The following is a 20,305-nucleotide window of genomic DNA, read 5'->3' as shown; positions in this document are numbered from 1 at the left end:
TCCTCGGTCTCGTTTGGATCCAGGTCGAGATATGGATGGAAAGCTTAGAGTCGATCCCTGACCGTACGCTCAGCGGCCCCTTCGTCGGGCGGGTGGTGTGCGGCGGCGGATCAGCCGACCGGCATCGTCGACTCGCGCATCACCACGCGGCAGGGCAGCTCCTCCGACCGGGGCACCGTGCCGTCGATGGCTTCGAACAGCCGCTTGCCGGCCACCGCCCCGAGGTGCTTGAGGTTCATGTCGACGCTGGTCAGGCGGGGACGGGAGTCGGCGGAGATGGCCTCCCAGTTGTCGAAGCCGATCACCGATATCGTGCCCGGCACCTCGCGGCCGAGGTCACGCAGCGCGTCCAGGACACCCCGGCCGATCTGGTCGCTGCCGCAGAAGATCGCGTCGACCTCGGGATGCTGCTCGACGATCATGTGGGTGGCGGCTCGACCCCAGGACTCCTCCCACGACCCGAAGTAGGGCCGGTCGCCGACCATGCGCAGCCCGGCGGCGGTCAGCGCGGCAGTGGCGCCTTCGACGCGGTCCCGGGCCGCCTGGAAGCCGGCTTCGCCGGTGATGTGGGCGATGTTGCGCCGCCCGCAGGAGATCAGGTGTTCGATGGCGAGACGGCCGCCGCCCACGTTGTCGGCGGTGATCGAGATGTCCTTCGGATCGGCCGAGGGGGCGTAGACGTAGACCACCGGCACCGCAATGTTGCCGGCCAACGGCGGACGGGGGTCGGTGCGGGAGCCGACCACGATCAGGCCGTCGACCCGGCGGGAGAGCAGCGCCTGCACGTGGTGCTTCTCGCGGATGGCGTCGCCGCGCGCGTCACACAGGAAGACCGAGACCTGCCCGGCCCCGAAGGCGTCCTCGGCGCCCATCAGGATGGGAATCGAGAAGCGCCCCTCCAGGTCGCTGGTCAGCAGACCGACCGTGCCCGTCCGGCCGCTGAGCAGACCGCGGGCCAGAGCATTCGGCGCGAACGACAGCAACTCCGCGGCCTCCAGCACCCGTACCCGGGTGGTCGCCCGCACCTCACCGCGCCCGTTGATGGCCTTGGACGCGGTCGCGACCGACACCCCGGCGAGCTTGGCGACGTCGGTGAGCGTGGGGGGACGCTTGGCGGGCACCTCGGACTCGGTCATGCGGTGCGTTCTCCTGACGCCGTCGGTCACTGAAACCTTTCCGGAATTTTCGGCCGGGTGCCGGTCTGTCGCCCGTCTCAACCCTGGTGGCTTGGCCGAACATTACACGGAAATCGGCGTCGGAAGGCTCTGGGAGGCCGCGCCGTGACCCGCGTCCCGAAAGCGTTTTTCGGACCCCCTGCCGCGGCCGTGAGGTGACCTGCCGGGACCGTTCGGGGGCGGTGCCGTCCGCCCGCCCCCGACCCGGCGATCAGGAGGCGCCGACCGCCGGATACGCCGCCTCGATCCGCGTGGTGACCGACTCGCCGTCGACCGTCCCGGTGACCACGACGGTCACCGTGCCGGCCGGGATCGCCGCCAGACGTGTGTTGAACGACTGGTAAGCGGGCTTGCCGACGGCGACGTCGGTGACCGTACGCGAGCCGTACGCGGTGTCGAGCTCGATGGTCAACGGCACCTCGTCGGCGTTGACCGCGTTCACCGCGAGGTAGACCCGGGCGCCGATGAGCTGTGTGCGTACCTGGACCTCGACGTTCCAGGTGTGCCCCGGATCGAGTTCCGCGTTCGAGCGGGCGGCCTGCGAGACGATCGTGCTGCGCTCGGCCGCGGTGAACAGTCCGGCCTCGACGAACTCCCCGGCGAGGCGGGTCACCGTCGACACGAACTGGCCGTGGTTGGCGAAGGGCGCCTCGTCCCACACCAGATCGAGGAAGGTCGGACCGTCGGTGCCCGGCGACGGCACGTCGGTCACCGGAATGTCGTAGTTCGGCAGGCCGTCGTTGCGCTTGCGGTTGGGCACGCCGGTGTCGGCGGCGCCGAACACCACGGTCGGTTCCACCCGCCGGAAGTACGACGACGCCGCCTGCGTGTCGCCGATGTAGTACGGCCGCAGCGTGAAGCCGTTCGCGGTGAACAGCTGGTCCCCCGCCGCGGTGGTGGCCGCCGGGGTGATCGCCGCGCGGGCGTAGTCGCCGTCGCGCTTGAGGTGGCGGTACAGGGACAGCTCACGGTAGTTGCCGTTGCCCGGGTTGCCGAGCACCTGCAGCAGGACCGGGCCCCAGAAGACCGACTGGGTGTCCGGACGGTCCAGCGCCCGCTCGATGCGAATGCTGAACGGCATCCGGATCTCGATGACGTCGCCGCGCTGCCAGGTGCGGCTGAGGGTCAGGTAGCTGTTGGCAGTGGCGGTGACCTGCTGAGCCAGGCCGTTGATCGTGACGAAGAAGCCCTTGCGGACCCAGCCGGGCACCCGCAGCTTGATGTCCAGCGGGCCGCTGCCGTCCACGGTCAGCCTGGTGCGGTCCGCCCGCGGGTAGTCGGTCTGCTGGGTGATGGTGAAGTCGCGCTCCGCCCAGGTCAGGGTCGAGGCGACGTACAGGTTGACCCAGAGGGTGTCGCCGTCGGCGGACTTGAAGTAGATGGTCTCCTGGTACTTGGTGTGGTTCTCCACGCCGGTGCCACCGCAGCAGGTGCCGGTGTTGCCGTAACCACGGTTCGCGCCCGGGGTCAGCGGCTGGAAGTAGGTGACCTGCGGGTTGCTGACGGTGGTGGTGTCGGCGCGCGAGCCGGCGATCTGGTTGATCAGGCCCCGCTCGTAGTAGTCGAGGTAGGCCGCGTCGTGCTCGTGGAAGAACAGGTTGCGGGCCAGCTTGAGCAGGTTGTACGTGGTGCAGGTCTCCGCGCCGCCCTGGGCGATCGAGTTGGCGATGTTGCCCCGGTTCTGGAACAGCTCGATGTTGTTGTTGGAGCCCGGGTAGTTGCCGCCGGTGCCGCCGTTGGCGTACATGCGGTGCGGGACGACCATGCCGTAGAAGTTCTTCGCGGCCTGGAAGTACTCGGTGTCCCCGCTGTGCTCGTAGACCCGCAGGTAGCCGACGAACTGCGGCACGTGCGAGTTGGCGTGCAACCGGTCCGGGCGGCGACGACCGGGGTTGTTCTGCGGGGTGACGACGAGGATGTCGCGGTTCTCGACGCAGGCGTCGAAGAGCGACTCCCGGTTGTCGAAGAGTTTGGCGGTCTCCAGGTGCTTCTGGTCGCCGGTGAGCGCGTAGATCTCGGGGAAGACCTCGTTCGCGCCGCCGGTCTCCCCGGCGATGTAGAGGTCCCACATGTAGTTGAGGTTGTCCCGGGTGATCGGGCCGGTGTACGCGGGATGGTTCTTGTCGCCGATGGTCAGTGCGAGGTGCGCCCAGCCGGCCATCTTGACCACGACGTCAAGGGCGGTGGCGTTGTCGGTGTGGTAGTACGCGTCGAGCAGCCCACGCATGATCTTGTGCTGGGTGTACCAGGGCGCCCAGGTGTTGGTGGTCGCGTTGCTGCCGTACACCGCCCAGCGGGGCGGACCGAGCCGCAGCACCGCGTCCTCGGGGATGGCACCGAGGTAGCCGGGGTGCGTCGGCACCCACAGGGCACCGCCGCTGCTCTGGCTCGCCACGATGCCGCCGTCGCGACCGTTGGGCGAGGCGTCGCGGATCGTGGAGCCGCCCTCCTCCTCGAACCGGTACCAGGCGATCGACCCGCCGCCGGTGCTGCCGGCCGGCGAGTCCTGCAGGGACTGGATCTCCTGCGGGCTCAGCGCCCGGTCGAAGATGTGGAACTCGTCGACTGTGGCGTTGAGCATCGGGTCGCCGTACTGGGAGCGCCCGATCCACCGGTTGCCCGGATTGCCGAGGTTCGCCGGGCTCAGTGTCATGTTGGTGTTCTGGCCGACCTGCTCGCCGTTGACGTAAAGCGTCCCGGTCTGCTGGGTCAGGGTCACCGCCAGGTGCACCCACTGGTTGGTCGGCAGCGCCGAGGTGCCGTCGATGCGCTGTTCACCACCGCTGCCGCTGACGGTGATCGCGAATCGCGGCACGCTGCCGGTGACTCCGGCCCGCGGGGTCAGGAACATGTTGACCGTGGCGTTCTGACCGAAGTCGAACAGCCGGCTCCAGTTCTGCGCGGCGGCGAGATTCACCCAGGTGGCGATGGTGAAATCGGTGAGCTGGCTGATCGCCTCCTGGGGCAGCGTGACGTGCTCGGCCCGGCTGGGGCCGTTGAGCCGCAGCCCGCTGCCGAACCGGCCCGGCACCCGGCCGATCTGTGGTTCCTCCGGATCCTCGGTGCCGGGGCCACCGCTGCCCATCCGTGCGGTGATGGCCGTCTGGCAGGCCGCGAGTTCGTCGACGATCCAGTCGAGTTTGCTCTTGAAGATCGGCTCGCCGTGGTCGGCGTAGCCCTGCGCCAGGGCGGTCATGACGTGACCCGCCCAGTGGCCGCTGAGCAGTCCGCCGTCCTCCCAGCCGCCGGGCGCGGTGACGCCGGCCGGGTTCGGCCGGCCGGCCTGGTTGTTGAACAGCACCAGGAAACGGCGCTCGTCGAGCTGCCGGAGGTAGTTCTTCATCCGGTCGCGCTTCTCCTGGAACAGGCCGTCGCCCAGGGTCACGTCACGCAGGCGGAACGGCCGGACCGGGGCGGTGGCGCCGGGACCGAGGTCGGTCGTGGTCGAGGTGATCACCCTCGGGGAGGTCGTCGGATCGGGCCTGGCACCGGCCTGAGCCACGGTGGCCGGGAGGGCACCGGCGGCGACACCGACGGCTGACGCCTGGAGAACCTGACGTCGACTGACGGGAAGCTTCTCGAATTGCGCCACAGGGGACCTTCCTTCCGGGTGGGGGCGGCTGGGATCCATCGCGACTCCCCATGCGGTCCGCAACGCTCGCCGCGAGCCGGCGGCCTTTGGCCGGCCGGGTCCGAGCCATCGATGTCAGGAGTGATCCATTGTTAGCGCTCACCATAGGGGCTGACAGCGCTTGGTTCAAGGGAAAGTCCCTTGATTGACACCTCCCTGAAACATCAATATGTTAGCGCTAACTCATTCATGGTTGGGGAGGTTCGGTGGCCTTCGGTGTCTCGGAGTTGTGGGACCCTGCGGTCCGCCACGACCCACACCCCTTCTACGACCGGGTACGCGCCAGCGGCGGACCGGTGCCGCAGGTCGACCCGGCCGGCAACCGGCTGTGGGTCGTCGCGGGGCACGCCGACGTGCTGGCCGGGCTGCGGCACCCCGAGATCGGGCACGAGATGCACCGGCGCGGCCCCGGCGGGTGGCAGCGCAGGCCGGACGACCTGTCGGAGGCGGCCCGGATCGAGGCGCGGCAGCTCATCAGCCTCGACCCTCCGGATCACACCCGGCTGCGGGGGCTGGTCAGCGGTGGTTTCACCGCGCGGGCCGTGGCCCGACTGGAGCCGTGGATCACCGATCTCGCCGACCGGCTGGTCGCCCGCGCCCGCCGCCTGGGGCACATCGACGCCGTCACCGACCTCGCCGACCCGGTGCCGGTCAACGTCATCGCCGAACTGGTCGGCATTCCCGAGCCGGACCGGCCGCAGTTCCGCGCCTGGTCGGCGGCGATCGTGTCGGCACGCCCGGACGGCCCGGCGGCGACCAGCGCCTTCGCGGCGTACCTCGACGAGTTGGCCGCCGCGCGCCGGGCGGCGCCGGCCGACGATCTGATCACCGCGCTGGTGGTCGCCGAGGACCGGGACGACCGGCTCGACCGGGACGAGTTGGTGGCCCTGGTGCAGCTGCTGCTCATCGCCGGGCAGGAGACCACCGTCGACCTGATCGGCAACGGACTCCGGCTGATGCTGAGCCATCCCGAGCAGTGGCAGGCCCTGCGGGCCGACCCGTCGCTGGCCGCCGTGGTGGTCGAGGAGACGTTGCGTTTCCGGGGGCCCGTCGAGATCGTGCCGCCCCGGTACGCCTTCGCCGACATCGAGTTGGGCGGCGGGCGGATCCCGGCGTACGACCGGGTGGGCCTGTCGTTGTGGGGTGCCAACCGCGACCCGGCGGTGTTCGAGCGCCCGCACGAGTTCGACATCCACCGCGCCGACGTGGGGCGGCACATCGCGTTCGGGTACGGCATCCACTTCTGTCTCGGCGCTCACCTGGCCCGGCTGGAGAGCCGGATCATGTTCGAACGGATCGCGCAGGAGTTGCCGGGCCTGCGTCTCGCGGTCGACCCGGCGCAGCTCGACGGTTTCCGGCTGCATCACGACGGGCTGCCGATGCAGGTCTGAATCCGGTCCGGTCCGTCGCACTGTCATGCCCACCCCCTGCGGCCACAGGTGATGGTCGGGGGCCATTCACGCGGCCCCCGACCGCCGTATCACTCGAACAGGGACAGGGTCAGCGTCGAGGTGTACGCACCAGCCTCGACATCCGCCGGAGTCCGCAGGAACAGATCCGCGTCAACGGTGTACTCGCCAGGAGTCACCGCACCCGAATCGAAGGTCGACACCAGCAGTTCCTGGTCCACCAGACCCACGTTGTTACCCGGCTGGGTCGGCTCGTCCAACACCGTGACGACCTCTTCACCCTCGCTGACCAGACCGGTGTCCCCACCATCGATCAGCTTCGGCTTCCAGCCCAGGTGACCGGCACCGATCGGCGCCTGGTCGGCGTCGCCGACGAAGTCGGTCGCGCTACCCAGCACCGCCCACGCCGCACCGGCCGGCACCTCGTCGGCCGTACGGGTGTCGGTGACCGTCACCGTCGGCAGAGTGCCGGTGAACTGGCGGACCAGCAGCGTCGACCCGCCCTCCGACAACAACACCGAATCGGCAGCCACCGTCATCGCCAGGACACCCGGCTCCCGAATCTCCTCGATCTCGACGGTCACCTCCACCCCGGCCTCGTCACCCGGCTCAGCGAAGGCAGGCGAACCCACCGCCACCACCCCGGCCAGCAGGGCACCGGACGCACCGGCGGCCAGCAGCCGCTTACGACTCCATGTGTTCATTCGTTTCTCCGTTCGTCGTCTGTGATTACTGGGCTTGTCGCGGATCGGCGGAGCAGTCGACGCCGGGGTGTTGTGCGGTGACGACAGTCGTCACGTCCCTGCCGTCGACCGAGCCGCTGACGCGGACGGTCGCCGTACCGGCCGGCATGGAGGCGGTACGGGTGGTGAACTGCTGGTAGGCGTTGCCACCGGGCGCCACGGCGGCGAAGACACGTTCGCCGTACGCGGTCTGCACGGTGACGTCGACCGGCGCGTCGTGGTCGTTGCGGACCTGCACCGCCAGGTACGCCCTGCCGGCCACGCATCGCGGCTGCGCGGTCACCGTCACCGGCAGCTCCGGCACGACACCCGGGTCGTCGGCGAAGACCCGCCACTCGGTGATCGCCACCGCGGACCAGGTGGTGCCGTTGCCGTTGGCCCGGATCGTGGCCCGCACCCGCGAGGTGGTGACCGGGTCGAAGGAGACGGTGTTGAAGGCGGTGGTGCTGGTGCCGTATCCGGCGGCCCCGGTCACGTCGCGCCAGGACGAGCCGGTCTCGTCCCAGTACTGCAGCACCCAGCCGTCGGGTTGGGCGACACCGTCGCCGGAGCCCTGATTGGAGTCGCGCCAGAACTTCAGCTCGGTGCCGATGATCCGTACCGGACGCGACCAGGTGTACTGCACCCACTGGGTGGCCGGCCGGGTGCCGGACCAGGTGCCCCAGATCTGGGCCTGGCCCGGGTTGGTCGGGTCGGCGTTGTCGTTGAGCGCGGTGAGGCTGTTCCAGCTCGCCGTGTAGGAGGCGGCCGGGGTGGCGATCGGCGCGATGTTGCCGGTCAGCGGGCCGGACAGGTCCGCCGGGACGACCACCGTCCTGGCCGTCTCCAGGTTCCCGGCCACGTCGAGCGCCCGGAACGACAGGGTGTGCCGGTTGGCGTCCGGTGCGGCGACCGGACCGGTGTAGGTCTGCCACCCGCCGGTGCCGATGGCGTACTCGATCCGGGACACCCCGGAGGTCGCGTCGGTCGCGGTCACTGTGACCGTACGAGCGGTGCCGTGCACGGTGGCCGTGCTGACCGGCGCGACGGCGTCGATGCGTACGGCGAGACTGGCCGGCGGCGAGACGTTGCCGGCGCGGTCGGTCGCGGTCGCCGTGACAGTGTGCTCGCCGTCGCCGGTGACGGTGACGTCGACGTGCCGCACGTCGTTCACGACGGCCGGTTCGCCGTCGTCGACCCGCGAGGAGATGCTCAACCGGCCGCCCCGGTCGTCGACGCCGGCGACCCGCACCCGCACCGCCGAGCGGAACCAGCCGGCACTGCCGGCGCTGCCACTGGGCGTGAGGGTCACCGTCGGCGCGGTCTCGTCGCCTTCGGTGTCGTCCGGGGAGATCACGGTGAGCTGCGCGGAGACCCGCCCGGCGGCGTAGCCGAGCACGGTGCCGGAGATGGTGAAGGTCCGGGGCGTCGCCACGTCGTCCGGCGTGACCTCGTCCCAGTAGACCGGCACGTGCAGCGTCTCGGCGCCGAAGGACACCGGCAGGGTGTCCGGCAGGTCGGTCTCCCCCACCTCCACAGTCATCGCCGGCGCGCTGACCGTCTCCGGCTGCGCGGCGAGGACCTTCCATTCCTCGACCGCCACCGCGGAGTACGTGCTGCCGTTCGTCGAGGCGTCGAAGACCGCCCGGACCTGCGTGGTGGTCACCGGGTCGAATGTGGTGTTCTGGAAGCCCTGGGTGCCGGTCGGGTAGCCGCTCGGGTTCGGCACGTCGGCCCACTGCCCGGCGTCGAGGTTCCAGTACTGGATGCGCCAGCGGGCGGGGGCAGCCACCCCGACCCCGGTGCCCTGCGGCTGGTCGTTCCAGAACTCGATCTGCGAACCGTTGATCCGCATCGGCTGGTCCCAGGTGTACTGCACCCACTGCTGCGGCGGGTTGTTGCCGGTCCAGGTGCCCCACATGTCCGGCGGCAACGGGTTGCGTCGGACGATCTCGTCGTTGAGCGCCTTCACCCAGTACTGCGTGGGTACCGGCTCGTTGGAGACGGTGACCCGCGCCTCCTGGGCGATGTTCGGCCGGGGGGTGAGGTCACGGCCCTTGGCCGGGGTCGGGGTGACCAGCTTGATCCGGGGCGGGGTCTGCGTGTCGTCCCACTCCAGCGGGTCGATCGCCACCGACCGACGGAAGTGACCGCCGCCGACCGCGTCGGCGGTGTGGTACGCGAGGTACCACTGCCCGTCGAACTCCACCACGCCCGGGTGGCTGGTGGTCGAGGAGACCGGCCGCAGGAACGTGCCCCGGTAGGTCCACGGTCCCTGCGGCGACGACGCCGTCGCGTAGGCCAGGCAGGCGTGGTAGTTCGCCGGGGTGCACTGGGAGGTCGGGCCGGCGTTGTTGCCGGCGTACGCCAGGTAGTAGGTGCCGTTGCGCTTGAAGGCCCAGGCGCCCTCGAAGAAGCCGGTCAACCCGGTGACGGTCCGCACCGCGCCGATCGGCGTCTTCATGTCCTGGCCGAGTTCGAGCATCCGCAGCTGGCTGAACGAACCCCACCACAGGTAGACCCGCTGGTCGGGGCCTTCGCCGTCGACGAGGATCGTCGGGTCGATGTTGTGGATGGTGTTGGCGGTGGGCACCCGCTGCGAGACGATCGGTCCGCCCGCGTGGTCGGTCCACGGGCCGGTCGGGCTCGACGAGACGGCCACGCCGATGGCGAACTTGTCCGACGCCGGGCTGTCCCGCTCGTGGATCGGGACGTACCAGTAGTAGCGGCCGTCCACGCCCCGGACCACCTGACCGGCGTACGCCCGGCCGGGGGTCGCCCAGGCGAACGTGGTCTCCGGGCGCATCAACGACGGGAAGTGGGTCCACTGGCCCGCCTCGACGTCGGTGCTGCGCAACGCCCCCCACTCGTTCATGATGAAGTCGTTGGTGGCCGGTCCGGCCTGGTCGTGGCCGGTGTAGATGTAGAGCTGGTCGTGGTCGCCGTCGTTGCCGGGGGCGCCGGCCGGCACCACCAGCGGCGCCGGGTCGGCGGAGTAGTAGCTGCCGTCACCGAGGATCGGGTTGACGGTGTTGGTGAAGGTGTACGAATCGGGTTCGGCGGCCTGCGCCGGGCCGGCGATGCCGGTCAGGCCGGCGGCGACGAGCCCGACGACCGCCGCCACGGCGACCGCCCGACGTGGACGGTGGCGCGAGGGTGGGGCGGTGTGACGCCCCACGGTGGTGTTCACGGTGTCCATCTCCTCACGGGACGATGCGATGGTGGCGGCGCCGATGCGCCGACGCCGCCACCAGGGGAGGTCAGCCGCAGGTGAGCGCGCCGAACGGTGCCTCGAACTCCACGGTGACCGGCTCGCCGTCGACGATTCCGGTGGCCTTCACCGTCGCCGTCGCCGCCTGCACCGACGTGGCGCGGGTGTTGAACGCCTGGAAGGCGGACTTGCCGGACGCCACGTCGGCGACCGTCCGCGACCCGTACGCCGTGACCAGCTCGATGGTGAGCGGCACGTCCCCGGCGTTGCGGGCATTGACCGTGACGTAGACGTTGCGGCCGGTGCAGCGGGTGCTGGCCTGCACCTCGACGTCCCACGTCGGCGTCTCGGGCGGGTTGCCCACGGTGAGGGTCAGCGTGGTCCGGGTGGCCCCGGCCTGGCTGACGTACGGCGGCAGGATCAGGTCACCGATGATGGTGTACCGGCCGGGGACGTTGACGATGTTCTCGTCGAAGTTCCACTCGACCCCGATGGCCTGGTTGTCCCGGGAACCGTCGTTGTAGGAGACCGACACCTTCTCCGGCAGCCAGGGCAGCTCGCCCACCTCGACGGCCTGCTCGAAGGTCTCGGCACCCTGGATGGAGATGCCGCCGGTGGACATCTCCGGTCGCACGTAGATGCGGGCCTCGGCGATCAGGCCGTACGCGTCGTTGGTGCCGTAGACCACGAACGGGTCCACGTTCGGCTCCGCCACCTGCTCGGGCGTGACCTCCTGCCAGTTGAACGCCACAGTGCCGCGGGCGCCGCTGGCGTAGACCGCGTCGAGCGTGGCCGGCAGGGTCGGCACCTGCCCCACGCCGGTGCGGATGAGCACCGGCGAACGCACCGAGTCGACGGTCTCGCCGTTGGCCCGCCACCGCAGGACGCCGGTGCCGGCCCCGCTGCCCTGCACGCCCCAGATGCGGATGCGCAGGTGACTGGCGGTGATCGGGGCGAAATCGAAGTGGTTGTAGCGGTTGGTGGCCAGCCCATCGGCGTACGTCGAGTCACCGGTGAGGGTGACCGGCGTCCAGGTGCTGCCGTTCGTCGACCATTCGATGGCGTACGTGCCGGCGGCGGGGCGGCGGGTGCCGCCGTTGTCGTCGTACCAGTAGATGTCCGTCGAGGACAGGCGCACCGGCGCGTCCCAGCGGTACTGGATCCACGCCTGGCGGTCGAGGCTGGTGCCGTTGGCCGGCTGACCCCAGTTGCCCCAGCCCTGGCCGGTGCCCGGGTTCGAGTTGGCCGGGTTGGTGGGGGCGTTGACCCGGGAGTGGTTCTCCCACGAGGCCGTGCCGCTGGTGCTGATCGTCGCCGAGGCACCGAACTCCGCGCTGACCTCACGCTCGGTGAGGGTCACCGCGACGGTGGCTGCCGAGCGCTTCTCGCCGTCGTCGGCGACGAACCGGAACACGTAGTCGCCGGCGATCGTGCCGGTGACCCGAGTGGACAGCGCCTGCGCGTCGGCGAAGATGACGCCGGCACCCTCCGGGGTGGAGACGGTCTCCCAGCCGAAGGTCAGGTCGTTGTCGTACGGGATGCCGTCGTCGGTGGCGGTGGCGACCAGTCGGGTGGACAGGTTGCCGTCGGTCGAGTTGTCCCGGGCGGCGGTGACGACCGGCGCCTGGTTGGTGACCTCGGGCACGTCCCGTCCCGAGTCGAAGACCTGGATCTCGGAGATGGCGGTGAAGAAGGTCGGGTTGTTGGTGAAGGCGATGCGGACCTTGCTCGACGTGACGGTGTCGAACAGCGCCTCGTTGAACTTCGCCGACGGCACCGTCGGGTTCTTGAACTGGTCCGGCACCTCCCGCCAGCCGCCGTTGCCGTCGGGCACCTGGATCCACCAGCGGGCGGGTTCCCGGTAGCCGGCGGCCTGCCGGTCGCTGACGAAGAAGACCTTCACGTTGTCGAAGGACTTCGCCGCACCCAGGTCCAACTCGACGTAGCCGTTGCGCTCGGTGGTGCCGTAGTTGCCCCAGTAGGGCTCGTTGGCGGTGACCCCGTCGGTGACGGCCGCCAGCGACACCGGACGCTCGGTCACCGAGATCGCGCCGGGGGTGTAGTTCATCGAGGTGGTGCTCCAGCCGGGCGTGTGGAACTGCCGCCACGGCGTCGGCCGCACCCCCTGCTGGGTGTACGACGAGCTGAGCTGCGCGCCCTGCGCCAGGTTCGGCGCGTCCTCGGTGAGGTCGATGCCGGCGGTCTTGAGGTAACCCACCACCCGCTCGTCGGCGATCGGGGTGTCCACCGCAGCCGGGAAGTCGGTCCCTTCGGTCGCGGTGAAGGTGACGGTGAGCCCGTCGGAGGCCTGGACCTGGTTGGTGTTCGGGTCGTAGGTGAGCTTGCCGAGCTTGTCGGTGCTGACCTTCTTCTCCCCGCCCAGGAAGAGGCTGTAACCGGCGCCGAGGCCGTACTCGCTGCCGTCCGGGTCCCAGACGATCGTCACGTCCTGCCCGTGGTAGCGCAGGTTGTTGACCATGAAGTGGTCGTACCCGAACTCGATCGGCCAGAGCTCGATCTTGTCATCGGAACGCGGCTGGATGCCCGCCATGTCCTCGATGAAGATGTAGTTCATGTTGCCGAGCATGATGTGGTTCTGGTTGTTGCGGTTGTAGGTGCGGGTGTTCGGGTTCCAGTTGGAGTAGTACTCCGCCTGGTTCGCGATCCGCATGTCCGCGTTCGGGTAGATGCTCCAGGCCATCCAGTCCAGCAGCCGCTTGGCGTACGCCGGGGTGATGTACTTCTGCTCCGGGTCGTAGTGCCGCAGGGCGGAGCGGACACCGCGGTACTGCACGGTGAAGTTGATGTTGGAGAAGTTGTTCGAGCCGCCGATGCCGTAGGCCGCCCGGTCGTACTGGTTCGCGGTGTAGAACGGGAAGATCGGGAAGTTGTCGCCGTAGGTCAGGAACCGGAAACCGTCGACGTAGGTCTGCCACTGGTCCTTCGGGATCAGGTTCTCGGCGTAGATGTCGTAGAGGTTCGACTCCTTGGCCGGGATCAGGTTGCGGGCCGACGCGGGCAGCGGGTTGGCCCGCCCGTTGGCGCTGGCCGCGCTGGTGGCGCCGTGCGACGTGCCGGCCAGGAACATCCGCATGTCCGGGCTCCACAGCCGGTTGAGGATCGCGTCGCGGATCTGGTCGGCGTTCGTGGCCATCTCGTCGACCTTGGCCTGGTCGGCGTCGGCGAGCTGGTAGAGCTGCCGGGCCGCGTCGAAGGCACCCCAGACGTACGCCGACTCGGGCCGCTCGATGGTCCGCGCGCCGGGGGCGCCGGCGTTGGACTTCGGGAAGCCGAAGGTGATGGCGTCGGCGTCGTTGCCCGGCATGTAGTTGGTGTCGTACGCGATCAGCTTGTCGTTGTTGCCGTCGTAGTGTTCGAGCTGACCGACGCCGTCGCCCTCGAAGTACCCGGCGAACTTGCGGGCGATGTCCTTGCCACCACCGTGCACGTTGTACGCCTCGAGCCCGGCGGTGCCGAGGTACTGCGAGTAGTGGTTGTTCCAGCTGGTGTGCCCCGGGCTGTCCAGGAAGGCCGACGAGCCGGACAGCTCACCGATGTTGAGGATCTGACCGTACGGCAGGTACGGCGTACGCAGCCACTTGGTGTCCTGAAGGTGCATCGGCTGGGTCAGCGCGACGGCGTTCTGGTAGAGGTTCACCCCCTCGATCGTCGTCGGGTACTGGTAGACGTGCCCGGAGGCGTTGGCGTCGAGCGAGTTGTACCGCTCACCCCACCAGCGGTAGACGATGGCCTTCTCCAACGCCGGGTCGGGCACGTCGATGTAGGGGACGTCCTGCGCCCAGCGGCGGTTGAACTCGGTGATGCCGGTGCGCACGGCCTGCGCCGGCGACAGCTCGGCGTACTCCTGGTAGCTCTGCACCGTCTCGGCCAAGGTGGCCGAGGAGACCGCGCCGACGACCGACAGCGACGTCGAGCCACCGGCCGGGACGGTGATCTCCCGGTCCAGGTTGCTGCCGCTGCGGGTGAAGCCGGCACCGGTCAGGTCGATGCGGATGGTGTCCCACGCCGTGTCGACCAGCCCGTTGTTGGAGCCGCTGGTGATGGTGCGGGTGCCGGTCAGCGCATCCTCGCCGGCGGCCTGGGTGGCCAGCGGTGACGCGGCACGGACGGTGAGGGTGGCCGCCTCGTCGCCGGGGTTGCTGAACTCGATGGCGGTGACCGCCACGTTGTCGTAGGTGATGAACTTGGTCAGGTTCGCGGTGACCCCGGTGGCGCCGATGGTGTACCGGCTCTTGGCGTGGCTGGGCGCGTTGAACCGGTGGGCGTTGACCTCGCTGACGGTCTGCCCGGGCACCGTGACGGTGTAGAGGTTGCCGAGGTTGTTCGGGCCGCCGACGAACGCGCTGCCGGCGAAGCCCATGACGGTGAAGTTGTTGTTGCTCGCGCCCCGCATGTACAGCGAACGGCCTCGGGTCATCAGCACCGCTGACCCGAGGGCACCCTGCACGCCGAGAATGCGGTCGAGGTAGTAGTCGGTGCCGCCGTCGGCGAGGTCCTTGTCGAAGATCGACTGGTGCATGCTGTCCGCGGTGAACGGCACTCCGGGCCGCAGTTGGTTGGCGACGTCGCCGACGTTGCTGTACACCGGGTCACCGATGTCCATGACGTGGCTCTGTCCGTTTGTGTAAACCCCGACGTCGCCCTCGTTGCCGGGCAGGATCGGGCTCGCCGCGTGGGCCGGGGACGGTACGGCGACCGACCCTGTCACCACGAGCGCGGCAAGGGCTGCCCAGAGGGGCGCCCTTCGCACGCGTCTACGGATCATTTCCTTCCTCCTTGTTCTCGGCGCGGGGGCGGGTGAGGCGCCCGGTCGCACCTGTGGCGGTGATTCGAACGGCTGTGTCGTCATCGGTCATCGACCGCTGTGAGCGCTAACATCAGGGCTGCCCCGGCGCTGGTTCCGGCAGGGCGGTGTCGGTGGGAAGCCAGACCCGCATGGTGGAGGGCCCGCGATTGGCCCAGGCGTGGTACGGCACCAGTGGCACGTCGTCGAACTCGTCGACCGGCACCGGCGCCGACTCGACGGCGTCGGCCCGGTAGGGCCAGTCGTGTTCCTGCCCGCGCACCTGACGGCACCGCACGAGGACCTGACCGTCGAGCAGGCGCGGCGGTCGACCCGCGTCGACGCGGAGGTCGTCGACGCTGGCCACGCCCGGCACGTCCACCGACTCCAGGGCGTACACGAGTGGGCCGCGCTCCACCGCGACACAGCCGCGCACCGCGTCGATACGGCTGTCCGGGTGCACGAACCGGGGCGCCATCGGCAGCCGCAGCACCATTTCGTCGCCGCGCCGCCACGCCCGATGCTCGGTGAACACGCCCGCAGCCACCGGCCGGGGCACCCCGTCGACGGTCACCGTCGCCCCCTGGTCGGCCCACCCGGGCACCCGCAACGACAGCGACCAGGGGTGCTCGTCGTCGCTGTCGACCCGTACCCGGATCTGGCCGTCGTACGGGTACTGCGTCGTGATGCGCACCCGTCGGCTGCGCCCGTCGGCGAGGTGCTGCTCGACCGTGCCGCTCAGGTACTGGTGCAGTTGCAGCCCGTCGTCGTCGCAGGTCGCGACGTACGCCGACAGGCTGGCCAGGGTGCGGGCCACGTTGGTCGGGCAGCAGGACACCTCGAACCAGGGCGCCCGCAGTGACGCCGCCGCCCGCAGGCTGGGCCGGTCGGTGTCGGGCGTGGTGCCGAGTTCCCGACGGTGCAGGGTGTTGGTGTAGAAGAAGCTCTGCCCGTCGGCCGCCGGGGAGGTCGACACCACGTTGAACAGCGTCCGCTCGATCAGGTCGGCGTACCGGGGGTCGCCGTCGGCGAGCAGCAGCCGCCAGGCCAGCATCACCGAGCCGATGCCCGCGCAGGTCTCCGAGTAGGCGCGGTCGGGGGGCAGCATCCAGTCCCCGCCGAACGCCTCGTCCTGGTGCCGGGAGCCCTGCCCGCCCGTGACGTAGGTGCGCCGCGACACCGTGTTGCGCCACTGGCCGCGCACCGCGTCCAGCAGGCCGGCGTCCTTCAACTCGACGGCGACGTCGACCGCACCGGCGGCCAGATAGTTCGCCCGTACCGCGTGGCCGCGCAGCACCGTGGCCTGCCGGACCGGCTGGTCGTCCTGGAAGTACTCCCGGCCGAACTCCACGTCGGCGAGCCGGCCGTGACCGCGCCGGTCGACGAAGAGGGCGGCCTGGGTCAGGTAGCGCTCCTGGCCGGTGGCGCGGGCGAACTCCACGAGCGCGGTCTCGATCTCCGCGTGCCCGCAGACGCTGTCGATGCCGTCCGGTCCGAAGGTCCGGCACACGTTGTCGGCGGCGCGGCAGGCGATGTCGAGCAGCCCGTCGTCGGCATCCGGGCGGGTCCGGGCCCGGGCGACCGCGGCCTGGAGCAGATGTCCGACGCAGTAGAGTTCGTGCCCCCATTCCAGGTCGGACCAGCGCGGCGCCTGTCCCGGCCGACCGAACCTGGTGTTCAGGTAGCCGTCGGGCTGCTGGGCCGCGCCGACCCGCCGCACGATCGCGCGGAACCGTGACTCCAGTTCCGCGTCGTCGGTCCGGCCGATCTCCCAGGCCATGGCCTCCAGGAACTTGTAGACCTCGGAGTCGGAGAACTCGCGTCCCCGGCGCTCGCCGGGGTCGCCGCCGTTCGCGGTCAGGTCGAAGTTGCGGATCCAGCCCTCGCGCTCGAGCCAGTGCTCGATGTGCTGGAGTGTGGCCGCGCCGTTGATCGACTGGCGCTCACCCCAGAATCCGCCGGTGATCTCCACGTCCCGCAGACCGAGGGGCCGCAGGCGGCCCTGGGCCGGCAGAACGGGTGCGGCCGAATGCGCGTTGCCGCTCATGGTCATCCTTTCAGCGCGCCGGACATGAAGCCGCGCACGTAGTGTCGTTGGAGCAGGAGGAACAGGACGATGCACGGAAGGGCGAGCACGACGACGCCCGCCTCGGTCGCCCCGTAGTCGACGACACCCTGGACCTGGCCACGCAGATTCGACACCGCGAGCGGGAGGGTCATCCGCTCGGAGTCGTTGATCAGGATGAGTGGGGCCATGAAGTCGTTCCACGCGGCGAGGAACCCGAACAGCCCGACGGTGATCAGGCCCGGCTTGACGGCGGGCAGCAGCACCCGCCACAGCGCGCCGAACGACGAGCAGCCGTCGACCATCGCGGCCTCGTCGAGTTCGCGTGGCACCGCTTCGAAGGAGATGCGCATCAGGAATGTGGAGAACGGCAGCTGGAACATCGTGAGCACGAGAGCCACGCCGACCAGGGAGTTCTGCAGCCCCACCTGGTTGAGCAGCACGTAGAGCGGGATCAGCAGGGTCGCGTACGGGACCATCAGGATGGCGAGCGTGATCAGGAAGAGCAGGTTCTTCCCGGGGAAGCGGAACCGCGCGAAGGCGTAACCGCCGAGGAAGGAGATCAGCAGCGTCAGGGTGACCGTGAGCAGCGAGACGAACGCGGAGTTGGCGAGGTAGCGCCAGATGCCGGCCTGGTAGGCGGCGAGCGTGCGGTAGTTGCCGAACCCCCAGCCGTCCACCTGGTTCGTGCCGGGCTGCGGGGAGACCGAGGCGACGGCCGTCCAGACCAGTGGCGCCAGGAAGATCAGCGCGACCGCCCCGGTGAACACCCAGTACGGCGTACGCAGGGCGATGCCGGCGATGGTCATGCCCTCGGTCTTTTTCCGACCCTCGTGCCGCGACGGTGTCGGCGGCGCGGGTCCGTCGGTGACGGCCGATTCGGTGGTGGATGCGACGGTCATCGGCGTCAGCTCTCCTCGGACCGGAAGGCGCGCATCTGCAGCGCGTTGATCAGGATCAGGGCCAGCAGCACGATGACGGAGATGGCCGCCGCCACCCCCAGGTCGTTCTGGCCCTGGAACGCCACCATGTAGATCAGTTGGACCACGGTGATCGTGCTGTTGTCCGGGCCGCCCTTGGTCAGGATGTAGAACTGTTCGAAGGCCAGCAGGGAGCCGGTCACGCAGAGCACGGTCGTCAACGCCAGCGTGGGGCGCAGCAGCGGCAGGGTGACCTTCCGGAAGGTCTGCCAGCGGCTGGCGCCGTCGGTGCGGGCAGCCTCGTACACGTCGGCCGGGATGCCCTGCAGGCCGACGAGCATGAGCACCATGTAGAACCCGGCGTAGCGCCAGACGATCAGGAACGTGGTGGAGATCAGCGCCGCGGTCGGCGAGCCGAGGAAGGTGAGGCCCAACCGGTCCATCACCGGTGCCAGCGGGCTCGCGTACGGCGAGTAGAGCACGTAGAACAGCAGTGACGCCGAGGCCAGTCCGAGAGCACTGGGGATCAGGAACGACGCGCGGAGCAGGTTGTTCCAGCGGCTGGACTCCTGCACGAGCAGGGCCAGTCCCAGGCCGAGTGCCAGCAGCAGGGCGGTCGCGAGCGCGGTGTACTTGAGGGTGAACACCACCGACTCGGTGAAGAAGCGGTGGTCGACCGCCTTGACGAAGTTGTCGGGGGCGTTGATGCCCTGGTCGCCGCGCAGCAGCGACCACTTCGACAGCGACATCCGGATGACCAACAGCAGCGGCACGGCGAACAACAGCGCCACGAAGACCGCCGTCGGGGTCGCGTAGAGCCAGCCGAGCAGGGCCTGGCGGCCGCGCGGCCGGGTGCGACGCCGGGTCGCCGCACCCGGCGGGCGAGACGGTGCGGTGACGCTCATGGAAACCTCTCGTTCGTTCGGTGGCGGGATCATCGAGGCGTTCGGGTCGCCCGCAGGCGTGTGCCGACCTGACACCGGTCGTCGAACGGCGCACGCCTGCGGGGCTCACCTACTGCTTGAGTACGGCGGTGATCTCGTCGTTGTCCTTCTTCAGGTCACCGCTGCCGTTGAGGACCTGGTTGCGCACCAGGGTCAGCCACGGGCTGTTCGGCGCGTTGAACGCCTGCTGGAAGTTCAGCGCGACCGGAGTGCCGCCCTTGCCGGCGACCTCGTTGATGGTGACCAGGCGCGGGTCCTCGGCGGCGTACTTGTTGTTGGCCAGGTCGGCGCGGGAGACCACGTCCTTGTTCTTGGCCAGCACCTCGACCTGGGCCTGCTCGGACATCATCCAGCTGAGGAAGTTCCAGGCCTGGGCGGCCTTCTTCGAGTCCTTCGAGATGCCGATGCCGTCGCCGCCGACGAAGGTGGAGGCGCCGCCGTTGGGGCCGGGGATGCCGGCGACGCCGGCGTCGAACGGGGTCGAGGAGAGCAGCGTCGCCGGGTACAGCATCAGGCCGACCTTGCCCTCGGTGAAGGGAGCGGTCCAGGTAGGACCGGTCTCGCCGGCCGAGGCGGGCAGCACCGCGCCCGAGCGCCACAGGTCGTGCCAGACGCGGTAGACCTGCTGCGCGGTCTCGTCGGCGAGCTTGGACTCCGTACCGTCCTCACTGAGCACCTGGCCGCCGCCGGCCCAGATCGACGGGAACCAGGTGAACAGCAGACAGCCGCCGCAGTTCAGCCCGGCCGCCGTGCCGTAGACGCCGTCCTTGCCCATCGCCTGGATCGCCTTGGCCGCGGCGGCGTACTCCTCAAGCGACGCCGGGGCCTTCTCCGGGTCGAGTCCGGCCTCGGTGAACAGCTGCTTGTTCCAGAACAGCATCGACAGGTCCAGCACGAAGGGCAGGACGTGTTCCTTGCCCTCGCGGGTGCCGGCCGACAGGTGTCCCTTGTTGATGGAGTCCTTGAAGTCCAGGCCGCTGATGTTCGAGCTGAGGTCCTGGAAGAGGCCCTGCTCCACCCAGTTCGGCACGTAGACGATGTCGGCGGCGAAGAGGTCCGGCAGACCATCGGAGCCCGCTGCCGCACCGACCTTGGCGACGTAGTCGTCGTTGGGTACGACGGTGAGCTTGACCTGGTTCTGGTGGCTGGCGTTGTACGCGTCGACCAGCAGCTTCGCCTGCTTCTCCAGCGGCGCGCGGGTCCACAGTGTCAGCTCACTGCCGTCGTCGACGCCGGTGGGACCGGCGTCGGCCGCGCTCGGGCCGCTCGGCTCGTCGCTGCCACACGCCGCGACGCCAAGGGTGAGCGTCGCGGCCAGGACTCCCGCCAGCGATCGTAGGGCAGTCCGCCTGCCCAGGGATGTGCTCATGGTCCTCTCCTAGGGTTCATCAACCGGGCGCGAAACCGCCGAGCGGTCTCCGCCA

At 69.7% G+C, this 20,305-nt stretch carries 10 protein-coding genes; 1 reads left to right on the top strand and 9 read right to left on the bottom strand.

Going from position 1 to position 20,305, the window contains the following annotated elements; translation table 11 throughout:
• Positions 1-110: 110 nt before the first annotated feature.
• The gene (locus EG812_RS15900) at positions 111-1,136 is read right to left on the bottom strand and encodes a LacI family DNA-binding transcriptional regulator (protein ID WP_013733491.1); all 1,026 of its coding nucleotides are present in this window, start codon (positions 1,134-1,136) and stop codon (positions 111-113) included.
• Positions 1,137-1,386: 250 nt separating this feature from the next.
• Complete coding sequence (locus EG812_RS15895; protein WP_126711981.1) at positions 1,387-4,767, bottom strand: beta-L-arabinofuranosidase domain-containing protein; 3,381 nt, start codon at positions 4,765-4,767, stop codon at positions 1,387-1,389.
• Positions 4,768-5,012: 245 nt separating this feature from the next.
• Between EG812_RS15895 and EG812_RS15890 the strand changes: the two genes are divergently transcribed.
• Positions 5,013-6,197, top strand: coding sequence for a cytochrome P450 (locus tag EG812_RS15890; RefSeq protein ID WP_126711980.1), 1,185 nt, complete (start codon positions 5,013-5,015; stop codon positions 6,195-6,197).
• An 89-nt stretch (positions 6,198-6,286) separates the two neighbouring features.
• Here the strand turns inward: EG812_RS15890 and EG812_RS15885 are convergent, their stop codons facing one another.
• The 7 genes from EG812_RS15885 to EG812_RS15855 form a co-directional block, all read right to left on the bottom strand.
• Entirely contained in the window at positions 6,287-6,919 is a 633-nt protein-coding gene (locus EG812_RS15885; RefSeq protein WP_126711979.1) for a hypothetical protein, read from the bottom strand.
• A 25-nt stretch (positions 6,920-6,944) separates the two neighbouring features.
• Positions 6,945-10,136: a family 43 glycosylhydrolase gene (locus EG812_RS15880; protein ID WP_126711978.1), complete on the bottom strand. Its 3,192-nt coding sequence runs from the start codon at positions 10,134-10,136 to the stop codon at positions 6,945-6,947.
• A gap of 61 nt (positions 10,137-10,197) precedes the next feature.
• Positions 10,198-14,934: a discoidin domain-containing protein gene (locus EG812_RS29945; RefSeq protein WP_286047756.1), complete on the bottom strand. Its 4,737-nt coding sequence runs from the start codon at positions 14,932-14,934 to the stop codon at positions 10,198-10,200.
• A 112-nt stretch (positions 14,935-15,046) separates the two neighbouring features.
• The gene (locus tag EG812_RS15870; protein WP_013733485.1) at positions 15,047-16,999 is read right to left on the bottom strand and encodes a glycoside hydrolase family 127 protein; all 1,953 of its coding nucleotides are present in this window, start codon (positions 16,997-16,999) and stop codon (positions 15,047-15,049) included.
• 2 nt (positions 17,000-17,001) lie between these two features.
• A complete protein-coding gene (locus EG812_RS15865; protein ID WP_013733484.1) occupies positions 17,002-17,919 on the bottom strand; it encodes a carbohydrate ABC transporter permease in 918 nt (305 codons plus the stop codon).
• Positions 17,920-17,924: 5 nt separating this feature from the next.
• A complete protein-coding gene (locus EG812_RS15860) occupies positions 17,925-18,842 on the bottom strand; it encodes a carbohydrate ABC transporter permease (RefSeq protein ID WP_013733483.1) in 918 nt (305 codons plus the stop codon).
• A 109-nt stretch (positions 18,843-18,951) separates the two neighbouring features.
• Entirely contained in the window at positions 18,952-20,250 is a 1,299-nt protein-coding gene (locus tag EG812_RS15855) for an ABC transporter substrate-binding protein (RefSeq protein ID WP_013733482.1), read from the bottom strand.
• Positions 20,251-20,305: the final 55 nt, after the last annotated feature.

Source organism: Verrucosispora sp. FIM060022, assembly GCF_003977705.1.
Lineage (GTDB): Bacteria > Actinomycetota > Actinomycetes > Mycobacteriales > Micromonosporaceae > Micromonospora > Micromonospora gifhornensis.
Note: the sequence above shows the minus strand (reverse complement) of the source record. Positions and strands in the feature narration are given on the sequence as shown.

Excerpts from the sequence above, each read along its gene's own strand:
- EG812_RS15900 (WP_013733491.1), bottom strand. The coding sequence starts at position 1,136 with ATGACCGAGTCCGAGGTGCCCGCCAAGCGTCCCCCCACGCTCACCGAC.
- EG812_RS15885 (WP_126711979.1), bottom strand. The coding sequence starts at position 6,919 with ATGAACACATGGAGTCGTAAGCGGCTGCTGGCCGCCGGTGCGTCCGGT.
- EG812_RS15880 (WP_126711978.1), bottom strand. The coding sequence starts at position 10,136 with ATGGACACCGTGAACACCACCGTGGGGCGTCACACCGCCCCACCCTCG.
- EG812_RS29945 (WP_286047756.1), bottom strand. The coding sequence starts at position 14,934 with ATGATCCGTAGACGCGTGCGAAGGGCGCCCCTCTGGGCAGCCCTTGCC.
- EG812_RS15870 (WP_013733485.1), bottom strand. The coding sequence starts at position 16,999 with ATGAGCGGCAACGCGCATTCGGCCGCACCCGTTCTGCCGGCCCAGGGC.
- EG812_RS15865 (WP_013733484.1), bottom strand. The coding sequence starts at position 17,919 with ATGACCGTCGCATCCACCACCGAATCGGCCGTCACCGACGGACCCGCG.
- EG812_RS15860 (WP_013733483.1), bottom strand. The coding sequence starts at position 18,842 with ATGAGCGTCACCGCACCGTCTCGCCCGCCGGGTGCGGCGACCCGGCGT.
- EG812_RS15855 (WP_013733482.1), bottom strand. The coding sequence starts at position 20,250 with ATGAGCACATCCCTGGGCAGGCGGACTGCCCTACGATCGCTGGCGGGA.